Consider the following 15020-nt stretch of genomic DNA (forward strand, 5'->3'; position numbering starts at 1 on the left):
GGAACACCCGAAACCGCCCTCGATCCCACGTACCAAACGGGGCATCGAGGGTGTGCCGGCGGAGGTCATCTAGGTGCAGCTACGCCCGTCCGCCTCAACACGCGAGGCGTGTCCATCGCAGCTCCTCTGCATCGTTGGGGCGGTGCGTCAGGGCCGCTCGAAGCAGGGCGAATGGATGAGGACCGCGAAGCCGTCCGGGATGGCGCGCTCGATGTCCAGGTCGTAGCCGTCTGGGGTCTTGGCCGCGACAACGCCGTCATCCGTGCCGACAGTGCGGTCGTCGGTAATGGTGTAGCCCTTGGCCACCCAGTCGGCCTTGACTCTGGCCAGCGATGCCAGGTGTTGGTCCTTCTGCGGGGGATCGACGTTGTAGGCGCCCTGGACGGTGAAAATCTTGTCGCTGCTCTCGTCGCCTCGGCCGGTGCACCGGCGGGCACTGAGACTCGGGTTGACCAGCGGATTTCCCACAAGTGAGGCGATCGTCTCAGCGTGCTTCTGAACCTGAGCGTTCACGTCGTTCTCGGACTTGGTCTGCACGTCGTCTCCTGAGCAACTGGAAAGGAACAGCGTCGAGGCGGCCAGCACGAGAGCCGCTGATCGAACCTTGCTGCGAATAGTCATCGCCAGTCCTCCGGAACCTGACCACTGTCGGCAAAGGTGACCTTGTTGTAGGCACCAGCGAGGACGCGAGCCTGGTTGTTCAAGCTTTCGCTGCCGTTGTCCCAGTAGTGGGTGTGACCGGGAGTATCGGCCTTTCACACGTTGCCGCCGAAGGCCGAGTCGCTGGGTGCCAGCCCGTGTGTGGCATCGGCCTTGGTCTCCGCGAACTCGATCAATGGCGAGCTGTCTGTCACCTCGTTGTTGGAATCCAACCATGCACCGGCACGCGCAACCGGGTCGCTGTCGGAGGCGCCGGCCCAGACGTGCCGCGGGTCGTCCATGAGCTGACTCGCGGTATCGACATGCATACCGGGACTGCCGGCCACGACGATGTCGTCGACAGGGAGGCCGCCAGTCTTCGCCGCTTCACCGACCACGGTAGAGCCGTACGAGTGACCCATCGCTACGAGGTGGCCGACCGCGCCGGCCACGCCGTGGAGGTCTTGGTCAAGGTCAGGCCGGTCTTGGCTGGCTGTTGTGGCGCTGGGCCTGCAGCCGATGGTCGCGGATGGTCAGGTGAAGCAGGTCGCGGCACTCGGCCGGGCTGAGTACCGTGCCGGAGCGCTCGATGGCCCACAACAGGTGCGCCGGGCGGGTTCCGATGACGTTGACCGTGGGGTTGTCGCAGCGGCCGATGGTCGCCTGGTCGTGCATCAGCATCACCGCGGTGCGCACCGGAACCTGGTAGCCGTTGCGGGACAGCCAACTGGTGAGGTCGGCGGCGACGTCGAGGACCTGGCGGCCCCAGGTGCGGCCGGTGGCGTCGACCGCCCAGCCGCTGCCGACGGTGTGGCCCCGGGCGTCGAGTTTCTCGTACCACCACTGCTCGCCGGCCACGTGCAGGCGGACCCGGCGGCGTTTGACCTCGATGGCCCAGATGCCGGCCGGGCCGATCAGGACGTGGTCGGTTTCGCCGCGGCGGTTGTGGTAGCCGCGCAGCATCGTCCACGAGTCGTCCAGGGTGGCCAGGCCGTCGACCAGGGCCTGTTCGCCGAGCACTCCGGCGGCCTGCTGGCGGGCGCGGTCGGTGATCTGCTGGCGGTCCAGTTCGGCGTCGGTGACGCCCTGTGACGCGAACTGGATGCGGGCGGCGGCCTGCTGCTCGGCGCCGCTGTTCAGGTGCAGGGCCCGGCGCCACCAGGACTTCGTACGCCGCAATTGTTGTAGGTCTTGATAGGCGTCGTAGTACTCCTCGCGGGCGGCGGCAACCGTCGTTTCCGCGCTGCGCAGGCGGCGGACCAGGCGGTGCAGCTGCTCGCCGCCGTGGTCGGACAGGACGTGGATCTGCATCGGGGCGCTCCTCACGGGTGGGTGAAGGTCAGGTTCTGCAGCAGGGCGGCGGCGAACCGGTCGGTGTCGGTGTCCGCGTCGATGCCGGCGTCGGCGAGCGCGCGGTGCAGCTGCTCGCGGCGGTGCCGCACGCCGTCGGCGTCGCCGAGGTCGGCGGCGGCCTGCATGGCGTGCCGGGCGAGCTCTTCGGACATCGGGTCGTAGTCGCTGGCGGTCTCGTGCCACCCGCGGGCGGTCTGCGCGTCGGTGCCGGCGAGCAGGCCTGCGGCCTGCAGATGGATGCGGATCAGCAGGCGGCGGGCTCGCTCGCGGTCGGTGTCGATCCATTCGTACGCGGTGTCGGCGCCCAGCGTTCGCCCGGCGGCCGCGGTGATCGCCGTGCGCAGGTGCCGCAGCCGGGTCTGGTCGTCGCCGGCGGTGGTGGCGGCGCGGTGGGCGTCGACGATGCGCCACCAGTCGACGTCGACGAGTTCGGCGTTGAGGTGGTACCGGCCGCCGGTGTTGATCACCGGGTCGACGCGTGCGCCAGTGCGGTGGATCCCGCCGCGGATGATGTTGCGCAGGTTGGTGACGCAGGTGGAGAGCCGTTCGGTGGCGCGCGCGACGGTGACCTCGGGCCAGAGGGCTTCCATGATGTCGCCGAGGGCGATGCCGTCGCGGTTGAGCACCAGCAGCACGCACAGTTCGAGGCTTTTGGCGCGCAGGCCGCGCACCGGGTTGGCGTCGGCGCCCAGGATCGCGGGTTTGCCGAGGACCCGGATGCTGACCCGGTCCGGTGTGGGCGGCGGCGTGTGGACCGGGTCGGCGGGCGGCTTCGCGGCCTCGAGGAGGCCCGCGGCGGTGCCGGCGTCGAGCACGGCCAGTTCGCCGGCTTCGGTGCTGCCGTCGGCGGCGACGTTCAGGGTCAGCCCGGAGGGCCAGGCGCCGAGCAGGGTGACGTCGATGCCCAGCGGTTCGCCCTGGCGGGCGGCGGTGGCCAGCCGGGTGTGCCAGGCCGGGCCGGGCACCTCGGCCAGCAGCAGCATCGCCGGTGCGGGCGCGGCGCGCTCGTCGTCGCGTTCGTCGGCGAGCCGGGTGCGGCGGATGATCTCCTCGTCGAGCCGGGCCAGGGCGGCGGCGAAGTCGTCGGCGACGGTGATCCGGTCCGAGCTCGGGGCGTTGTCGAGCAGGCCGGCCAGCGTGGCGGTGGTGGTGACGGCGGTCGTGCCTTCCAGGGCGCCGGTGAGCACGGCGACCAGTGCGGCTCGGGCGGCGTCTTGGGCGCCGGGGCCGATCAGCGCGGTCGCCGGGTTGCGCGGCGGCAGGAACTGCGCCGGCCGGCCGGGTTCGCTCGGGACGGGCGTCTCGGGGGCCGGGTTCGCGGTGGTCGCGGTGGCTGCTTCGGCGGCGGGCCGTGGGCGGCGCCTGCGGCGCCAGAGCAGACCTGCGCCGTACGCGAAACCGGCCGTGAGCGTGAGTGCGGCGATGCTGGAGGTCGGCGCGGACCCGGTGTGGCTGCGGCCCGGCGATGCCGAAGGCGAGGCGGTCGTGGTCGTGGGTGCCGGGGTGGCCGGGGAGGCGTCGGGATCCGGCGTGTGCCGCGGTGGCTGGTGTGTGACGGTGGCGGGTTTGCCGGTGCAGTCGCCGGAGTCGGTGGTGGTGGCGCCGGTGGGCAGGCGCAGCTGCCAGCCGGGGTAGATCAGGTCCGGGTCGGTGAGCCGGCCGCCGACCGCCGGGAACTTCTTGCCGTGGTTGAGCTTGAAGATGGTCGGCCAGCGGTCCGGGTCGCCGAGGCGCTGTTTGGCGATCCTCGACAGGGTGTCGCCCTTGGTGACCGTGCAGGCCGGGTCGGTCTGGGCCTTCTCGACGGCCGGCGTGTGGAAGGTGGCGGGCGCCGTGGGTGCGGCGGTGGCCGTCGGCGGGGCAGCGGCCGCGGCGGGGGAGTAGCTGGCGGTGACCGCGGCGGCGCCGAGAACGGTGGCGGCCAGGCTCTGCAGCGGTCCCGGCAGCTGCTGGATCAGGCGGCTGAGCCGGCCGGCCGAGCGGGCCGCGGCGAGCCGGACGGTGCCGGCGGCGGCCAGGGCCCAGCACAGCCAGGCGAGGGTGGCCAGCAGCCCGGGCAGGAACTGCGTCGCGGTCGGGTTCGCCAGCCAGGCCTGCAGATCGGCCGAGGTGGGTGCACGGGCGGGCAGCGGTGAGCCGGCCAGCGCGACGAGCCCGGCCGGCAGACCGGTGAGGATGACGAACAGGGTCAGGCCGGTGCGCACGAGACGTTCCCCCCAGCGTCGGCGACCGGGGCCGCTTCGGCCCCGCCTAGCCGACGACGCTAGGTGCGGATCAGTCGTAATGGCTGGTCCGGGCACCTGACAGCACCCTTACAAACTGCCGGATCCGGTCCCCGTCACGCGGCGGTGTTCAGCGCGGGAAGCCGGGACAGCTCCAGGCGGCGAGCTGGTCCGCCTGCGGGGCGCGGCCCTGGGCTCGCAGTGCCAGGTAGACGGCACGCACCAGATCGGGACGGGTGGTCAAGGCGGTGGCGGCCGCCCGCTCGCCCAGTTCTCCGCAGGACAGTCCCAGGCCGGTCCACGACACGAGATCATCGGGGTCGGTGGTGATGCCGGTGAGAAACTCGGCTTTGGCGGCGGCGGCGTCGCCGGCGATGAGTGCGCCCACGGGTGTATCGGCGACCGTCGGCTCGATGACCGCCGCGCGCAGGGGCCGGCTCCAGGTTCGCGAAACCTGGGGCGCTTCGGTGGGCGCTTGGATGACGGCGGCGTCGGTATCGCTCTGGTCGGCCGGCTCGCCCGCCGACCAGCAGCGCACGAGTGCCGCGATCGCCTGCGGCGCGGGTCTTCGATGGTGCAGCAGCCACGTGCTGCGGTGCGCGTGCAGGGCCAGGGCGACCAGCCGGCTCACATCATCGGGTATCCGGTCGTCGAACCATGGGCGCATCGCTGCGGCCAGGCCGGCGAAGAATTGCTCGCCCACCTCGGTGAGCCCGCCCGAGCGCCGGGCGACCTCGAGGCCGGTGGCGGTCTGTGCTCGGCTGAGGGCGTAGGCGAACTGGGCCACCCGACGTTCGGGACCCTCGGTCACGCGGGTGTGCTTGCGGTAGAAGGCGGCGATGCCGTGGAACGCGAAGACCCCTTGGACCAGTCCGCCGAGCGGCCGGGGGTCGTCACGCCAGGGCGCATACAGCTCGGCGCGGCCCTCCTGGCGGTGCAGCGGGCACAAGTGCATGAGTCCACCCAGCTTGATGTGCTGGTATTCATGCACGAGCGTGGCTGCCAGATCAACCGGGTTGGTCGGCGATGACAGCACCACCGCGCCGAAGGCCTCCGCCGTGGAGGCACTACGGATCTCCTCGTCGTCGTCCTGATCGGCTCGGGCCAGCGGCGCGAAGGAGCGGACCCCGCACACGATGGCCTGGGCGGTCGGTGGATCGGTTTCGGACAGCAGGGTCCAGGCCTGGTCGAGCATCGTCTGCCAATGCGCGACCTCGTTCGCGGTCAGCCGTTCGGGTTCGACCGGATCGGCGAGATTGCGGAACGGGTCAAGATCATCCAGGACCAGCTCCAGGGTGGGCTTCGCGCCGGTGGTCAATCTGCGCAGCCCGTGCCAGCCGTCGTCGTCGCGTCGCGGATCGTCCGGTACCGCGACGGTCCTGGCGTCGTGGGTCAGCCGGATGCGTCCGCCGGAGGTCATCGCGGTGACCGAGTCCCAGGGTCGGTGCGTTTCGAAAGCGGCTTGCCCCAGACCGGGCAACGTCGCCCGGCCGCGGCGCAGTGGTATCCGGGTCCGCCAGCTCTGCCCGCAGCGGGCCGCCACGACCAGGGCGACGGCGTGGATCTGCCCGAAGTCCACCCAGGCCGGTGCCGGATCGGTTCCGGATCGTGCGTGCTGCTGGCGGATCGCATAGGCGGCCCAGTTGCCGATCTGGGGATGCATGAGAGCGGACCGGAAATTTTCCGGGTCGTCGGCCTTGGCCCGGTCCATGACCGCCCAGGCCTCGTCGATCGGGGGAAGCGGCCCGAGCAGCGCGGTCCCCATGTCGCGTACGGCCAGCAGCAGGAGCAGCCGGCGACTGTACTGGGTGTCGGCCAGGAACTGAACGGTCTGTGGGCTGCCGCCGCCAGTTGCAAGATCAGCCAGCAGTGCACGAGAGAGTCGATGGTTGGCCGGGGCAGCCCAATCATTGATCATCGTCACAGGTCCAATCTGCTGTTCAGCCGTTATTCGGTCATGTTTTCCGGCGCCTGATCACCGATCGTGATCGTACGGCTGGGCGAACTTTCTTCGACGATCATCCACGTCCGCCGGTACCGAATTGCGGAGGCGAAACGGGCGGCTGTCTTCGCTAGTCTGGGGCGATGGAGAAGTGAGCGGCATGTGATCTTGTTTTCGATGGAGTCGTGATGGTGCAGGTGACAAGATCCACCGATGGTGGCTTTGCCACGCCGCCATATTCCGAGGTCACGATCGGCATCGTCGCCGCGTTGTGGATCGAGGGGCTGGCGATGCGAGCGCTCATTCCGGACGTCATCCCGCTGCCTCCGATTGCCAGTGACCCGAATCATTATCACGTCGGCCGGCTGCCGAGCAGTCAGGGAAATCGTCAGCACACCGTTGTCCTGACCACGATGCCGCGCGACAGCACGCGCAATGCCGCGGCGATCTGTACGAACCTGATTCGCAGCTTTCCGCAGGTCCAGTGCGTGATAATGGTGGGTATCGCGGGTGGCATACCGGTGCCCGGCCGGCCGCACCGGCATGTGCGGCTGGGCGACATCGTGGTGGCCACCGACGGGGTGGTCGACTGCAGTCACGTCCGGCAGGTCGACGGCGTCGCCACGCCGCGTCGGCACCTGGAAGGCATGTCGGAGGCGATGGCGCGGGCCGTGATGGAGTTGCGCGGCGACGAGTTCCGCGGCGAACCGCGCTGGCGCACGTGGCTGGAGGTCGGGCACCGCCGCGACCTGATGAACTTCGCGCGGCCCAAACCCGGTACCGACGTGCTCAATGTGCGCGGGGAACGCGCGCGTCATCCCAGCCGGGCGGCTTCCGGCCATGAGCCCGGCTGGCCGAAGGTGCACTACGGCTCGATCGCCAGCGGCGACATCCTGCTGCGCGACGAGGTCAAACGTGACCAGCTGGCCGCCGAGCACGGTGTGCTGGCCGTCGAGATGGAAGCCTCGGGAATCGCGGCCGGCGCGGCCACCCTCGGCAAGCACTGGTTCATGATCAGAGGCGTCGTCGACTACTGCGACAACGCCGGCAAGAGCGATCTGTGGCATCCGTACGCGTCGCTGGCCGCCGCCGCCTATCTACGCGCGATGCTTGCTGCTTGCCACCCGTTCGAGTCGGGCGCGCCAACCGGGGCCGGCAACGGCGCCGAGATCGATGTGCTCGGTGAGCGACGCGTGGTGCGTACCGGCCTGCGTTGCCAGGACGCCGCCCAAGACCTGGTGAAGAGTGACTTCTGGGAGAGTCTGTCCAACCGGCGTAGCTTCATCAACGTCTTGCGCACCAAGGTCCCGCTCGACCTGCCCACGCTCGCGGAGTCCGACCCGGCCACCCACCTGAATACGGCGTTCACCCAGGCGCTGGACCGGCCCGAAGGGGTGGTGGCGGTCCTCGACTCGCTGGAGGCCATGCCGGCGCAGGCGCAGGTCGAGACGGCCGTGCACATCCTGGAGCAGTTGACTGTTCGGGATCTGCTACCCGGGCAGGCCGGGCCCGAGCTGATGCGTATCCTGTCCGAGGCTCCGCCGGTGGATATGACCGATGTTGCGGCGTCCCACAACGACGTCCAGGTGCATGCCGGTGCTGTGCCGGCGTCGCCACAAGCGGCGTTTGACCAGGTGCTGGACTCTTTCGCGCATCGAAGGAACGCCAGGACCCTGCTAGCGATGGCCGATCAGCTCGGCCAGGCGGTCAGCGATGAGGCGTTGCGCGCCAGGCTCGTTCGGTGGCGCAAACAGATCGCGACACACCTGGGTGTCGAGGGCGCCGTTGTCTGGAATCCGATCCACAGGGGCCGCCTGGTTTCCGCGTTGAGCGATCCCGGTACCCCTGCCGTAGATACGAGGGCCGTGGGAGTTGTCCAAGAGGTGACGGATATTATGGCAAAATCGGACGTTGTGCGCGAAACACAAGTCTCGACCCTCACGGCGGCGCCCGTCGACCTCCTCGGCCCCAACCCGGCCGAGGCAGCGATTCCGGCCGGAAGCCAGCCGCCTGGAATCGCACCGCGGGCGTTGCCGCCGGTTTGGGGAAATGTGCCCCCGAGAAATCCTCATTTCACCGGGCGGAGAGCCCTGCTCGATGATCTAGCCGACCGCTTGCGTAGAACCGAGATGACAGCGGTTCTCCCGCAAGCAATTCATGGCATGGGTGGCGTCGGTAAGTCGCAACTCGCCATTGAATACGTTTATCGCTACCAAAGCCAGTACGACGTCATCTGGTGGATTTCGGCCGAACAGCCGCAACAGATTCTTGCCGCGCTGACGGACCTGGCGCGATATCTCGACCTTCCGGTCGGGCCTGAGGCGAATGCGGCAGTTCCCGCTGTCCGGGAAGCGCTTCGTCTCGGCCGGCCGTACAGCAATTGGCTACTTGTCTTCGACAACGCCGAGGACCTGGACGCCGTCCAGAATGTTGTTCCCACCGGCGGCCGCGGGAAGGTGCTGGTCACCTCACGCAACGCCGACTGGTCACTGCAGGCCAACACCCTTGAGGTTGACGTCTTCGACCGCGACGAAAGCGTCAACCTGCTGCGCCGCCGCGATCCCGACATCACCGACAACGACGCCGTGCAGCTGGCTGAGGCGCTCGGCGACCTGCCGCTGGCCATCGAGCAGGCGGCCGCGTGGCGGGTCGCGACCGGAATGACCGCCGCCGAGTATCTGAGCCTGCTCAAGAGCCGGGTCGAGCTGCTCGGCGCCACCGCGTCACCCGGATACGAGCCGTCGGTCGCGGCAGCGTGGAAGATGTCGCTGGACCGGCTGCGCAACACCAGCCCGGCGGCCATGCGACTGCTGGAGATCTGCGCCTTCCTGGCTCCGGAGCCGATCATCCGGGCCCTGTTCTCCAACGCTGGAGCATCCGGGCGCGCCGATGACGCCGACGAGTTCGAGCTGGCGCTGCGGGACCCGATCAAACTCAACAAAGCCATCCGTGACATCCAGCGATATGCGCTGGCCCGGATCAATCACCGCGCGGGAACCATCGAGATCCACCGATTGGTGCAGGCCGTGGTTCGCGATGGCGTCGAGGCCGATCGCCTCGATGAGGTGCGCCACCGGGGACACCAGCTGCTCGCCGCCGCAGATCCGCGCGAGCCCGACACGGTCGCCCACTGGGACCGGTACCAGGCGCTGATCTCGCACGTGCTGGCCTCGAACGCGGTTCAGTGCGACGACCCGTGGGTTCGCGACCTCGTCTTCGACATCGTGAAATTCCTCTACCGGTGGGGAGATCACGAGGGCTGCGAACGACTGGCCCGAGACGTCTACGAGGCCTGGCGGATCAGTCTCGGCGCCGATTCGCCGGAAACGCTGAAGGTCGCGAAATACTACGGCTACATCCTGTGGGCGAACGGAAAATTCCGTGCGGCGCGAAAGATCGGAGAAGAGACGCTACGCCTGTATGAGGAGGGCGGTTTCGATCCCGGTGACGAGGACCTGATCGACGCAAAACTGCAGTTCGCCCGCGACCTGCACACTGCCGGCCGATTCGCCGAGGCGACCGCGGCGGTCCGCGAGGCGTTCGCCGCGGCCCGGCGCGCGTTGACCCCGGAGGACCCGAAGACCCTCTACGCCGCACACCAGCTGGGCCTCAGTCTCCGGCTCGAGGGCAGGTTCGAGGACGCGCGCGTGATCGATGAGGAGACCCTGCGCCTGCGTATCGAGGTGCTCGGCGCCGACGATTTCGAAACGCTGAATACGCACAATGGGCTGACCATCGACCAGCGCGAGTGCGGCGACTACACCGGTGCCCGGCAGAACCAGGAGAACGTGTTCGCCCAGCATCGCCTCAAATGGGGAGAATACAACCCCGCAACGACAAGAGCCGGCCGAAATCTGGCCGTTGCCCGGCGTAAGGCCGGCGAACACGCCAGTGCTCTTGAACTCAGCCGGGAAATCGAGAAACGCTTCCGCGACCGATATGGCGAGCGTTACCCCGACACCGTCGCCTCCGCCATGAATCTTGCCGTGGATCTACGGCAGAACGGCGACCTGATCGGAGCGAAAGCCCTCGGTGAAAAGACCCTGGGGATCTACGAGTCGCTGTTCAGCCGGGATCACCCGTTCGCGTTGTCGGCGCGTACCAACCTTGCCATCACCTTGCGGCTGCTCGGTGAGACCGCCAAAGCGAAGAGCTTTGACCACGAGGCGCTCGAAGGTCTGCAGGCCGCGATCGGCGCCGACCATCCGCTGGCCATCACCGCCGCCACCAACCTGGCCAGTGACCACTACGCGTTGGGTGAGTATCAGATCGCCTTCGAACTCGACACCGACACTCTTGATCATTCTCGCCGGGTTTCCGGCGACGAACATCCCTCGACCTTGGCGGTCATGGCCAACCTGGCCCTCGATCTGCGGGCGCTGGGTCGAGTCGGGGAAGCCGACGCGCAGCACCAGGATGTCGTCGACAAATACCGGCGCAAACTCGGTGTGGGGCACCCTGCCACGGTGGCGGTGAGCCGGCACCTGCGGGCGGACTGCGACATCGACCCGATGCCGATCTGACGGTATCGGTGGCGTGGTGCTGTCCCGGGCCGGTTCACACCAGTGTGAGCAGGCCCGGGCCCCACGCCGGATCAGTCCACCCGGCCCGGCGGGCCCGTGCTGAGGTTGTACCGCGGGCGGGTGACTTGCCGTAGAAGTTCTTCGAGGTACGGCTCGAACTGCGTGCGATCACGCTTGCTCAGCTCCCCGAGCGGGACATCTCGGATGTCAACCACCTGGGTCTCGATATCGGCTTGCGGCTCATCCACGCAGCTGCACCCTTCTACGTGACTGTCGTACTGCCCGCCTTCCCTAGCATCATGCCCACAACCACCGCGGTTGCGGTAGGTGCGGCTGCGCCGGCGACCGGCGGATCGATCCGGGCACCGGGCCTGACCTGGCATTCACGCTGGTGAACCTGGCTGCGTGGGGGCGCCCGACGATCGCGCCCGATCGCGATCGTCAGCTGTCGGGGTCCTTGCGGCGGCGAAGCCACCACGAACGGGAGCCGGCGACGACAGCAGCGGCCGGCGGCACCGGAACACCCGGTGCAACGTCGGCCGAGCGGACGATCTCGTAGGCCAGACCGAGAACGAACATCAACTCGGCGACCGAAATGCGCATCCTGCGCCCACGAATGCAGAACCCGGTGTCTACTCGATCGGTATTGCCGCGCGCAATGAACCGCCGGGTGGGCGCTCGGCCGGCGCGGGCCGCGATCCGCTGCTGTTGGTGCCTTGACCTGCGCAGAACTGGCTCTGCGACATTGCCGTGCACGGTTTGAGGAGATCACCAAGAGGAAGGCGGCGGTCGATCTCGGGACTGACGCCGGTGGCGTTCATCTGTTTGACTGTGATCTATGCAGTTCGGAGCGCCGCGTTTGGCGATCGACTACGGCACCGCCTGCACCCGTGCGGTTGTCGCCGGCCCGGACCGGTCCTGGCAGGCCCTCACGATCGACGGTGCGCCGGAACCGGCCAACGTCGCACACATCGATGCCGGCGGGCAGATCACCGTCGGCAACCCGGCCTGGCGGCTGGCGCTCAGCGACCCGGACGGTTTCGTCGGCGCCCCGCTGAGCGAGGGCAGCGCCACCATCACCCGCAACGGCCGCGAGGTCGAGGTGTGCGAGCTGGTCGCGGCGATGCTGCGGCTGGTCGCCGACGAGGCGACCCGGGTGCTGGGTGAGCTGCCCGCCGACATCCGGCTGACCGTGCCCGCCGGGTGGGGGCCGCGCCGGCGCACCTGGCTGCGCAAGGCCGCGTATCAGGCCGGACTCGGGCAGCCGAGCATGATCGAGGCGCCGGTCGCGGCCGCCAACCATCAGCTGCTGGCCGGCAACCAGCTGCCGGTCGGCGCGTTCGTGCTGGTCTGTGACCTGGGCGCGACGGCCGAGGCGAGCGTGTTGCGGCGCGGGCCGCTGGGCTTCGAGGTGCTCTCCACCCTGGCCGACGCGCACGCCGGCGGGCAGGCCATCGACGAACTGCTGGCCGGCGCGCTGCTCGTGCCGGCGGGCACGGCCAACGGCCGACCGTCGTGGCCGGTGCTGGCCAGTGTCCGTACGGGAAAGGAAGCTGTTTCTTTTGAAGCGGCCGTCAGCGTGCCGTTGCCGCCGCCGGATCCCGCCGTCGTGATCAACGCCGCGCAGGTCGAGCAGGTCGCCGAGCCGGTGCTGCGCCGCGCCGCCGACCTGGCCGCGGCCGCCGTGCAGGCCGCCGAGCTCACCACCGCCGACCTGGCCGCGGTCTACGCCGTCGGCGGCACCGCCACCATGCCGGCCACACAGCGGATCCTGCAAGAACGGCTCGCCGTCGCGGTGCAGACGGTGGCAATGCCGGGCGCGGCGGCCGTGCTCGGCGCCGCCGACGCGGCCGGCACCACCGCCGCGGCCGGCGACGTGGCGCCACCGCCGGCCCCGACGCTGCGCGGCCTGCTCGCCCTGCTGGTGCCCGGGGTGCTGTCGCTGACCCTGTTCACCCACTTCGTGTTCTCCGCCGAGTTCAGCGGCTCCCGGGTGCTGCACCTGCGGCCCTGGTGGGTGTGGGCCAACTACGGCGAACTGGCCATCGCCGGGCTGCTGGCGCTGATCGTGTGCCTGGGCTTCGGTCCGCTGGCCGGCACGATCCTGGCTCGCGACCAGCGGCTGCGGGGCCGCTTCGACGGCGCCGGGCAACTGTCGGCCGGCATGTTCACCGCGGTCGCCGTCACCGCGGCGATCTGCGCGGTGTACGCGGTGCTGGCCAGCCTGTACTTCGTCCTGCCGTTCGGCCTGCAACTGCGCTGGGCGCTGCTGCCGATCCTGCCGGCCGCGCTGCTCGCGCTCGCCGTCACCGTGCTGGTGCGCCGGCGCCCCGCCGTGCTCGCCGAGAGCTTCCCGATGCTGCCGGTCCTGCTGATCGGCGGCGGCGACCTGCTGTTCGCCTACACCATCAGCTCCCGGCATCTGCCCTGGCTGCACGTGCTGTACCTGGTCGGCGAACGCGCCGGCGTCGCCCTGGTCGGGGTCGGCATCGCGATCCTGCTGTTGCGGATCGTGCTGCTGCGCGCGATCGCGGCGGTGATCCTCGGCGGTCTGGGCTTCTTCATCGCCGACTACCGGATGAGCAACGTCCTGGGTGTCGCGGTCGCGCTCGCCGTCGCCGGCTGGTGGGCGCAGCGCCTGTGGAGCATGCTGCGGTGATCCGCGCCGTCCGCGGCATCGGCATCCTGCTGACCGCCCTCGCCGTCGTCGCCGGACCACCCGCGCTCGCCGCGCTCTGGTTGCTGCATCACCGGCCGCACTGGCCAGGCGCCGACGACCTGGCCACCGGCGGGCCGCTGAGCGCGAACACCATGCTGGCGCTGGGCGCCCTGCTGGCCACCCTGATCTGGGTGCTGATCAGCGCGGCCGTGCTGCGCCGCGGCATCCGGCAGGCCCGCGCCCACCTGCGCATGCCGACGCCTTCGCAGGTGACCGCCGGGTCGATGGCCGGCGCGATCGTGCTCGGCGGCCCGGCCGTCGTCGCGATCACCGCCCCGGCCACTCCGGCGGTCGCCGCGACCGAAGCCCAGGACACGCTCAGCGCACCCGGGGTGAACCTGCCCGACGGCGCCGGCTGGGTGCCGGTCGCGGTCGGGCAGGCGGTGGCCACCACCGCCGCCGCGCTCTGGCTGCGCCGGCGCCGCGACTACCGGCCCTCGACGCCCGAGAGCGGCGACCTGCAACCCCTGCCGGTCACCGTCAACGCGCTGACCACGCTCGTCGACCCCGCCGCGCCGGCCGGCGCGCTGGTCGAGCACCTGCCGGCCGGCGGTCTGGCCCTGACCGGTCCCGGCGCCCGCGACGCGCTGCGCGGACTGCTGATCAGCCAGCTGCTCGGCGGCCGCCCACTGGTCATGACCTGGGCCGATCTGGGCGAGCTGCTCGGTGACGCGTACCTGAGCGGGCCGCTGCCGGCCGGGCTGCGCGCCGTCGACGAACTCACCGGGATCGCCGCGGACGAGGTGGCGCTGGCGCTGCAGCCGCCGGCCGCGGCCGGGACCTGGGTGTGCGCGGGACCCGCGAGCGCCGCGACCAGCTGGCAGGTCGGCGCGGACGGTGTCGTCTGCGGCGCCCGGCGGCTGTGCATGCTCAACGTGCGGGCCGCGGCCGACCTGTTCGCCCTGCTCACCCTCGCCCGGCCGGAACCGGAACCGCCGATGGTCGCGGCAAGCCCGGCGGTGGCCCGGCTGCGGCTGCTCGGCGGCTGCGAACTGAGCATCGACGAGGTGCCGGTGACCGTGCGGCGCAGCGCCGGCCTGCAGGTGCTGGCCTATCTCGGCCTGCATCCGGGCGGGGCCGGCGGGCACGAGCTCACCGCCGCGATCTGGCCGGGTCTGCCGCCGGCCCGCATCGCCAACCGCCTGCACGTGACGGTCAGTGAACTTCGCAAAGACCTTATTTCCCGTACGGCGATCGAGCTGTTGCGTCACGAGCCGGGCCGATACGTGCTCACCGGCGCGGTCGAGGTCGACCTGAGCCGGGTGCGAGACGCCCTCGCCGCGCTGGAGCAGGCGGTCACGGCGGGACAGCGGCGGCAGGCGCAGCAGGCGATCGTGGACTCCTACACCGGGGAACTGGCCGCCGGCGGCGACTGGCCGTGGATCGTGCCGGCGCGCGAGAAGCTGCGCCGGCAGGTGCTGGCGGCCTGCGTGGAACTGGCCGACGGCGCCGCGCCGGCCGAGCAGGCGGTGCTGCTGCGCTCGGCGATGGCCGTCGACCCGTACAACGAGCAGGTCAGGTCCCGGGTCGCTGCCGTGCAGCAGCGGCGCCGGCCGCGCCCGCACGCCGCTCCCGAGTGAAACCAGGGCCCGGCTAGTGCGGTGTCCACCAACGTTCGCCGG

The 15020-nt window shown here is 70.2% G+C and carries 10 protein-coding genes; 3 read left to right on the forward strand and 7 right to left on the reverse strand.

Features of this window, described 5'->3' with window-relative positions; translation table 11 throughout:
* Nucleotides 1-147: 147 nt before the first annotated feature.
* The 5 genes from L3i22_RS19750 to L3i22_RS19770 all read right to left on the reverse strand — a co-directional run bounded on the left by L3i22_RS19750 (nt 148) and on the right by L3i22_RS19770 (nt 6132).
* A complete protein-coding gene (locus L3i22_RS19750; RefSeq protein WP_221328431.1) occupies nt 148-621 on the reverse strand; it encodes a hypothetical protein in 474 nt (157 codons plus the stop codon).
* Nucleotides 622-755: 134 nt separating this feature from the next.
* Nucleotides 756-1091, reverse strand: a complete 336-nt coding sequence (locus tag L3i22_RS53565) for an alpha/beta hydrolase (RefSeq protein WP_255658411.1) — start codon at nt 1089-1091, stop codon at nt 756-758.
* A 22-nt stretch (nt 1092-1113) separates the two neighbouring features.
* Nucleotides 1114-1950 carry a nuclease-related domain-containing protein gene (locus tag L3i22_RS19760; protein WP_221328432.1) on the reverse strand — a complete coding sequence of 279 codons (837 nt, stop codon included), beginning with the start codon at nt 1948-1950 and terminating at the stop codon, nt 1114-1116.
* An 11-nt stretch (nt 1951-1961) separates the two neighbouring features.
* Nucleotides 1962-4196, reverse strand: a complete 2235-nt coding sequence (locus L3i22_RS54370; protein WP_221328433.1) for a LysM peptidoglycan-binding domain-containing protein — start codon at nt 4194-4196, stop codon at nt 1962-1964.
* Nucleotides 4197-4344: 148 nt separating this feature from the next.
* Entirely contained in the window at nt 4345-6132 is a 1788-nt protein-coding gene (locus L3i22_RS19770) for an HEXXH motif domain-containing protein (RefSeq protein WP_255658692.1), read from the reverse strand.
* Nucleotides 6133-6344: 212 nt separating this feature from the next.
* On the opposite strand from L3i22_RS19770, the gene fxsT reads away from it, so the two are divergent.
* A complete protein-coding gene (gene fxsT, locus L3i22_RS19775) occupies nt 6345-10679 on the forward strand; it encodes an FxSxx-COOH system tetratricopeptide repeat protein (protein ID WP_221328435.1) in 4335 nt (1444 codons plus the stop codon).
* Between the two features lie 71 nt (nt 10680-10750).
* Here the strand turns inward: fxsT and L3i22_RS19780 are convergent, their stop codons facing one another.
* A complete protein-coding gene (locus L3i22_RS19780) occupies nt 10751-10927 on the reverse strand; it encodes a hypothetical protein (RefSeq protein ID WP_221328436.1) in 177 nt (58 codons plus the stop codon).
* A 193-nt stretch (nt 10928-11120) separates the two neighbouring features.
* Complete coding sequence (locus L3i22_RS19785; RefSeq protein ID WP_221328437.1) at nt 11121-11435, reverse strand: hypothetical protein; 315 nt, start codon at nt 11433-11435, stop codon at nt 11121-11123.
* Nucleotides 11436-11517: 82 nt separating this feature from the next.
* Here L3i22_RS19785 and L3i22_RS19790 point away from each other — a divergent pair, with 82 nt between their 5' ends.
* Both L3i22_RS19790 and L3i22_RS19795 read left to right on the forward strand, forming a co-directional pair.
* A complete protein-coding gene (locus L3i22_RS19790; protein ID WP_221328438.1) occupies nt 11518-13338 on the forward strand; it encodes an Hsp70 family protein in 1821 nt (606 codons plus the stop codon).
* Complete coding sequence (locus L3i22_RS19795; RefSeq protein WP_221328439.1) at nt 13335-14978, forward strand: hypothetical protein; 1644 nt, start codon at nt 13335-13337, stop codon at nt 14976-14978. Before L3i22_RS19790 ends, L3i22_RS19795 begins: the two co-directional genes overlap by 4 nt.
* Nucleotides 14979-15020: the final 42 nt, after the last annotated feature.

Source organism: Actinoplanes sp. L3-i22 (assembly GCF_019704555.1).
Taxonomy (GTDB): Bacteria; Actinomycetota; Actinomycetes; order Mycobacteriales; family Micromonosporaceae; genus Actinoplanes.

Excerpts from the sequence above, each read along its gene's own strand:
- L3i22_RS19760 (WP_221328432.1), bottom strand. The coding sequence starts at position 1,950 with ATGCAGATCCACGTCCTGTCCGACCACGGCGGCGAGCAGCTGCACCGC.
- L3i22_RS19790 (WP_221328438.1), top strand. The coding sequence starts at position 11,518 with ATGCAGTTCGGAGCGCCGCGTTTGGCGATCGACTACGGCACCGCCTGC.
- fxsT (WP_221328435.1), top strand. The coding sequence starts at position 6,345 with ATGGTGCAGGTGACAAGATCCACCGATGGTGGCTTTGCCACGCCGCCA.
- L3i22_RS19750 (WP_221328431.1), bottom strand. The coding sequence starts at position 621 with ATGACTATTCGCAGCAAGGTTCGATCAGCGGCTCTCGTGCTGGCCGCC.
- L3i22_RS19770 (WP_255658692.1), bottom strand. The coding sequence starts at position 6,132 with ATGATCAATGATTGGGCTGCCCCGGCCAACCATCGACTCTCTCGTGCA.